General features: G+C 66.3%; 4 protein-coding genes, 2 tRNA genes and 1 pseudogene. 6 read left to right on the top strand and 1 reads right to left on the bottom strand.

The annotated features are described in order from the left end of the window. Positions 1–9 precede the first annotated feature (9 nt). A complete protein-coding gene (gene serA, locus VEI45_RS18615) occupies positions 10–1596 on the top strand; it encodes a phosphoglycerate dehydrogenase (RefSeq protein ID WP_324855862.1) in 1587 nt (528 codons plus the stop codon). Next, complete coding sequence (locus VEI45_RS18610; protein WP_324855860.1) at positions 1593–2603, top strand: 3-isopropylmalate dehydrogenase; 1011 nt, start codon at positions 1593–1595, stop codon at positions 2601–2603. Before serA ends, VEI45_RS18610 begins: the two co-directional genes overlap by 4 nt. A 133-nt stretch (positions 2604–2736) precedes the next feature. On the opposite strand, the pseudogene VEI45_RS18605 reads toward VEI45_RS18610, so the two are convergent. After that, positions 2737–3813 (bottom strand): annotated as a pseudogene (locus VEI45_RS18605) (MFS transporter); the annotation flags it as partial. Between the two features lie 95 nt (positions 3814–3908). On the opposite strand from VEI45_RS18605, the gene VEI45_RS18600 reads away from it, so the two are divergent. The 4 genes from VEI45_RS18600 to VEI45_RS18585 all read left to right on the top strand — a co-directional run bounded on the left by VEI45_RS18600 (position 3909) and on the right by VEI45_RS18585 (position 6509). Continuing rightward, complete coding sequence (locus VEI45_RS18600; RefSeq protein ID WP_324855858.1) at positions 3909–4706, top strand: fumarylacetoacetate hydrolase family protein; 798 nt, start codon at positions 3909–3911, stop codon at positions 4704–4706. Continuing rightward, entirely contained in the window at positions 4703–6175 is a 1473-nt protein-coding gene (gene gltX / locus VEI45_RS18595) for a glutamate--tRNA ligase (protein ID WP_324855856.1), read from the top strand. Before VEI45_RS18600 ends, gltX begins: the two co-directional genes overlap by 4 nt. A 117-nt stretch (positions 6176–6292) precedes the next feature. Continuing rightward, positions 6293–6364 (top strand) — tRNA-Gln (locus tag VEI45_RS18590). Positions 6365–6436: 72 nt separating this feature from the next. Further along, positions 6437–6509, top strand: a tRNA-Glu gene (locus tag VEI45_RS18585). The last annotated feature ends 1 nt before the right edge of the window (position 6510 follow it).

The following is a 6510-nucleotide window of genomic DNA, read 5'->3' as shown; positions in this document are numbered from 1 at the left end:
GCTGGCCGGGTGAGCCTGCCTGTCGTTCTGATCGCTGACAAACTTGCCGAATCAACCGTCGCCGCACTGGGCGACGAAATCGAAGTGCGCTGGGTCGACGGCCCGGACCGGGAAAAGCTGCTGGCGGCGGTGCCTGAGGCCGACGCGCTGCTGGTGCGCTCAGCCACTACCGTCGACGCCGAAGTGTTGGCAGCCGCACCCAAGCTGAAGATTGTCGCCCGTGCCGGCGTAGGACTGGACAACGTCGACGTCGAGAGCGCCACCGAACGCGGTGTGCTGGTCGTCAACGCCCCGACATCCAACATCCACAGCGCCGCCGAGCATGCGTTGGCGCTGCTGCTGTCCGCCGCGCGCCAGATCCCCGCGGCCGACGCGTCGCTGCGCGAGCACGCCTGGAAGCGGTCGTCGTTCTCGGGCACCGAAATCTTCGGCAAGACCGTCGGGGTGGTCGGGCTGGGCCGCATCGGGCAGTTGGTGGCGCAGCGGTTGGCGGCTTTCGAGACCCACATCGTGGCCTACGACCCGTACGTGTCGCCGGCCCGCGCCGCCCAGCTGGGTATCGAGCTCCTTCCGCTCGACGAGCTGCTGGCCCGTGCCGACTTCATCTCGGTGCATCTGCCCAAAACGCCTGAGACAGCGGGTCTGATCGACAAGGACGCGCTGGCCAAAACCAAGCCCGGGGTGGTCATCGTCAACGCTGCGCGCGGCGGGCTGGTCGACGAGGCCGCGCTGGCCGACGCGGTAACCAGCGGACACGTACGCGCCGCCGGCATCGACGTGTTCTCCAAGGAGCCCTGCACTGACAGTCCGCTGTTCGGCCTGCCGCAGGTGGTGGTGACACCGCATCTCGGTGCGTCGACCGAGGAGGCTCAGGACCGGGCCGGCATCGACGTGGCCGGCAGCGTCAAGTTGGCGCTGGCCGGCGAGTTCGTTCCCGACGCGGTCAACGTCGGAGCCGGGGTGGTCAGCGAGGAGGTGTCACCCTGGCTGGACTTGGTGCGCAAGCTCGGTCTACTGGTGGGTGCGCTTTCCGAGGAGCTGCCGGTGTCATTGTCGGTGCAGGTGCGCGGCGAGTTGGCCGGCGAAGACGTTGAGGTGCTGCGCCTTTCGGCGTTGCGCGGACTGTTCTCCGCGGTAATCGAGGATCAGGTGACGTTCGTCAACGCCCCGGCGATCGCTGAAGAACGCGGCGTGGCAGCCGATCTCAGTACGGCCACCGAAAGCCCCAACCACCGCAGCGTCGTCGACGTGCGGGCTGTGGCTTCGGACGGTTCGGTGGTCAACGTTGCGGGCACGCTGTCTGGACCGCAGCAGGTGGAAAAGATTGCGCAGATCAACGGCCGCAACTTCGACCTGCGCGCCGAAGGCATCAATTTGGTGGTCCACTATGTCGACCGGCCGGGAGTGCTGGGCAAAATCGGCACCCTGCTCGGGAACGCCGGGGTCAACATCCACGCAGCACAGCTGTCCGAAGACACCGAGGGTCCGGGCGCGACAATCCTGTTGCGGGTGGACCGCGACGTGCCCGCCGACGTCCGGGAGGCGATCAGTGCGGCCGTCGACGCCTACAAGCTGAAAGTAGTCGACCTCTCGTGAAACTCGCGGTGATCGCCGGCGACGGCATCGGTCCTGAGGTGGTGGCCGAAGCGGTCAAGGTTCTCGACGCGGTGCTGCCCGGTGTAGAGACGACCAACTACGACCTGGGGGCGCGGCGGTTTCACGCGACGGGGGAAGTGCTGCCCGAGACGGCGCTTGCCGAACTGCGGGCGCATGACGCGATTCTGCTTGGCGCAATTGGGGATCCATCAGTGCCCAGCGGCGTGCTCGAGCGCGGTCTGCTGCTACGACTGCGCTTCGAGTTGGACCACCACATCAACCTGCGCCCGGCACGGCTGTATCCGGGCGTGCGCAGCCCGCTGGCCGGTAATCCTGACATCGATTTCGTGGTGGTCCGCGAGGGGACCGAAGGCCCGTACACCGGCACCGGCGGTGTGATCCGGGCCGGCACCGTCCATGAGGTAGCCACCGAGGTCAGTATCAACACCGCGTTCGGTGTGGGCCGCGTCGTGGCAGATGCTTTCGAGCGGGCAAGCCGGCGTCGCAAGCATCTGACCCTGGTGCACAAGACGAACGTGCTGACGTTCGCCGGATCACTGTGGTCGCGGACCGTGCAGGAAATCGGCGAGAAGTATCCAGACGTCGAGGTGGCCTACCAGCACGTCGATGCCGCGACCATCCACCTGGTCACCGATCCGGGCCGTTTCGACGTGATCGTCACCGACAACCTATTCGGCGACATCATCACGGATCTGGCGGCCGCGGTATGCGGCGGCATCGGGCTGGCCGCCAGCGGCAATATCGACGCCACCCGGACCAATCCGTCGATGTTCGAGCCGGTGCACGGCAGCGCACCCGACATCGCCGGTCAGGGCATCGCCGATCCGACCGCCGCGATCATGTCGGTGGCGCTGCTGCTTTCCCACGTCGGCGCAGACGCTGCCGCCGCGCGAGTGGACCGGGCCGTGGCGTCCCATCTGGCCAGTCGCCCGACCGGACAGCTATCCACCGTCGAAGTCGGCGAAAGGATAGCGTCCGCGCTCTAGTCTCCAGCCCGGGCGGGAGTACTTTGCCCGGCACGATCGGCACCGCCAGCAGCGGGAAAAGGCCGCAGCCCAGGAACGCCAACGGGTAACCATGGCTGGCGATCAGCTCACCGAACACCGGAGGAGCGCCGGCCGCCATCAACCGTTGATAGGTGTTTTGCAGGCCGAGCGCGCGTCCGCTCCAAAACGGTCCGGCGTATTCGGTGATCGCGGTGGATTCCAGTCCGTTGTCGAGCACCGCGACCACCGATGCCGCGACCATCAGCGGTACGGCCACCGACGAGCGCAGGTGATCGGCCAGCGCCAACCCGGCCAGAATCAGGACGCCCGTGACGGCGATGATGCGCACCGGACGCAGCCGGGAGCCGACCCGGTCCGACCACCGGCCGACCGCAACCCGGCCCACGGCCCCGAGTAGCTGCGACAGCGTGACCACAGCTCCCGCCGATGCGGTCGACCACCGGTAAACCGTGATCAGCCAGATCAGCATGAACGTCACGGTCACCGTCTGCGGCACCATCAGCAGCGCAGAGACCGCGTGAATCCGGCGCAGCACCCACGATCCGCGGTAAGGGCTGGCCAGCTCGCGATCGGTGGCCTCGTCCCATTCCTTGCGCGGCGGTTCGACGACGGCCACGACGCTGGCCACTGCCGATGCCGCGCAAAGCACGGCGGGAAATATCAGGGCCGACGTCGCCGAGCGGCTGCGCTCAGCGAGCTCGGGAATGACCAACGCGCCCAACGCGATTCCCAGCGGCTGTGCGGCCTGGCGAACACCCATCGCCAGGCCGCGTTGCTCGGGAGGGAACCACCCGGAGACCAGGCGACCGCCGGCCGAGTTGCAGCTGGCGGCTGCCATGCCGCCGACGAACAGCAGCGCAGCGAACGACACCATCGAGTGGACCGTCGTCGCCGCGTAGGAGGCGGCCGCGGTCAGCGCTGAGCCGACGGTCAGCACGATGCGTTCGCCCACTCTGTCGAGCAGGTAGCCCCACAGAATCAGCGTTGTGACCATGCCGAAGCTCGGCATCGCCGACAGCAAGCCCGCCTCGGCCAGCGGGGTGCCGAGATCGTCCTCCAAGGCCGGGATCAGAAAGGCGACGCCGTTGATGAAGATGAACGCGCTCGCCGTCACCACCAGCGACACCACCACGATCGACCAGCGCCGGCCCGTACTGAGCGTGACCGTGCCGGTCGGCTCCGTCGGCATCAATCCATGCTCGCACAGCGGTGTGAATGCTGGGGCTGAAGCGACAACCGGCCCGGCCGCGCAGGTCTCGCTGGTGGCTCACTAGGCTCAACCAAATGCGCCTTGGCCGAATTGCAAGTCCGGACGGCGTCGCGTTCGTGAGCATCGAAGGCGAGCCGGACGAGCCCGGCGGGATGACTGCCCGTGAGATCGCCGAGCACCCCTTCGGCACCCCGACTTTCACCGGCCGCTCCTGGCCGCTGGCCGACGTGCGACTGCTGGCCCCGATGCTGGCCGGCAAGGTGGTCTGCATCGGCAAGAACTACGCCGATCACATCGCCGAGATGGGCGGTCAGACGGGCCCGGCGCCGGCCGACCCGGTGATCTTCCTCAAGCCCAATACCGCGATCATCGGGCCCAATGTGCCGATCCGATTGCCGGCTGACGCATCGCCCGTGCATTTCGAGGGCGAGCTGGCGGCCGTCATCAGTCGGCCCTGCAAGGACGTCACGGCCGCGCACGCTGCCGATAGCATCCTGGGTTACACCATCGCCAACGACGTGTCTGCCCGCGACCAACAGCAGGCCGATGGCCAGTGGACACGCGCGAAGGGCCACGACACGTTCTGCCCCGTCGGGCCGTGGATCGTCACCGACATCGACCCGGCCGACCTCGAACTGCGCACCGAAGTCAACGGCGAGGTCAAACAAAACAGTCGTACTTCGTTGATGATCCACAACATCGGCGCGATCGTGGAATGGGCTTCGGCGGTGATGACGTTGCTGCCGGGCGATCTCATTCTCACCGGCACGCCGGCGGGTGTCGGGCCCATCGAAGACGGCGACACCGTCAGCATCACCATCGCGGGCATCGGAACACTAACCAATCCCGTTGTCCGCAAAGGAAAATCGTGACCGAACAGGTCGGCGTACGGGTCCGGTTCTGCCCGTCGCCAACCGGGGTACCGCATGTCGGCTTGATCCGCACCGCACTATTCAACTGGGCCTACGCGCGGCACACCGGCGGCACCTTCGTGTTCCGCGTCGAGGACACCGACCCCGAACGTGACAGTGAGGAAAGCTATCTGGCGCTGTTGGACGCGCTGCGCTGGCTCGGGCTGAATTGGGACGAGGGCCCCGAGGTCGGCGGAGCCTACGGCCCGTACCGACAGTCGCAGCGCAGCGACATCTACCGCGACGTGGTGGCCCAGCTGCTCGCCTCGGGCGAGGCATACGAGGCCTTTTCGACGCCGCAGGAAGTCGAGGCGCGCCATCTGGCGGCCGGCCGCAGTCCAAAGCTGGGCTACGACAACTTCGACCTTGATCTGACGCAGCAGCAGCGCGCAGCGTATCTGGCCGAGGGCCGTAAACCCGTGGTGCGGTTGCGAATGCCTGACGAAGATCTGGGCTGGGACGATCTAGTCCGCGGGCCGACTACCTTCGCGGCCGGTGTCGTGCCCGATTTCGCGCTGACCCGCGCAACCGAGGATCCGTTGTACACCTTGGTCAACCCGGTCGACGACGCGCTGATGAAGATCACGCATGTCTTACGCGGCGAGGACCTGTTGCCGTCGACTCCGCGGCAGATCGCGCTGTACCACGCGCTGATTCGCATCGGGATGGCGGATCGGGTTCCGCAATTCGCCCACTTGCCAACAGTGTTGGGCGAAGGCACCAGAAAACTGTCGAAACGTGACCCGCAGTCGAATCTGTTCGCCCACCGAGACCGCGGCTTCATTCCCGAGGGGCTGCTGAATTACCTTGCGCTGCTCGGCTGGGCGATCGCCGGCGACCGCGACGTGTTCAGCCTCGACGAAATGGTGGCCGCCTTCGATGTTGTTGACGTCAATGCCAACCCGGCGCGGTTCGACCAGAAAAAAGCCGACGCGATCAACGCCGAGCACATCCGGCTTCTTGCCGTCGATGATTTCACCAGCAGGTTGCGCGACTACTTCGATGCGCACGATCATCACACCGGGCTGGACAACGCGCAGTTTGCGGTGGCCGCCGGCCTGGTGCAAACCCGCATCGTCGTGCTGGGTGATGCGTGGGACCTGCTGAAGTTCTTCAACGACGACGAGTACGCGATCGACTCCAAGGCCGCCGCCAAGGAACTGGGTACAGATGCCGGCTCGGTGCTCGACGCCGCGGTGGCAGCGCTGGATGGGCTGTCGGATTGGGCTGTGGCCGATATAGAGGCCGCCCTCAAAGCCGCGTTGGTTGAGGCGCTCGGTCTCAAACCCCGCAAGGCTTTCGGCCCGATCCGGGTGGCCATCACCGGTTCATTGGTCAGCCCGCCGCTGTTCGAATCAATGGAGCTGCTCGGACGCGAGCGCAGTCTGCAGCGGCTGCGTCGAGCCTGTGCCGGCGTCGGGCGTACGTGAGGAGCGGCCGGATTGTTTGGTAGTCTGCACGTCGGCCCTTGGGCAGCTGGCAGTAGCGGCCGCATGACCCTCACATCGTCTGCGGGAAGCCTTTGACCAGCGGTTTTAGGCAGCCAATGGGGTATGGTGTAATTGGCAACACAGCTGATTCTGGTTCAGCCATTCTAGGTTCGAGTCCTGGTACCCCAGCAAAGTTTGTCCACCGCAAGCAATTAGGTGGGCGTATGCCGGTGAGCTATGCTGGCACCTCGGATCGGTTCTGGCCCCGTCGTCTAGCGGCCTAGGACGCCGCCCTCTCACGGCGGTAGCGTGGGTTCGAATCCCATCGGGGCTAC

It is taken from the genome of Mycobacterium sp., assembly GCF_035623875.1.
Lineage (GTDB): Bacteria > Actinomycetota > Actinomycetes > Mycobacteriales > Mycobacteriaceae > Mycobacterium.
The sequence above is the reverse complement of the archived record's forward strand: the minus strand, read 5'-3'. Positions and strand labels throughout refer to the sequence as shown.

Excerpts from the sequence above, each read along its gene's own strand:
- VEI45_RS18600 (WP_324855858.1), top strand. The coding sequence starts at position 3,909 with ATGCGCCTTGGCCGAATTGCAAGTCCGGACGGCGTCGCGTTCGTGAGC.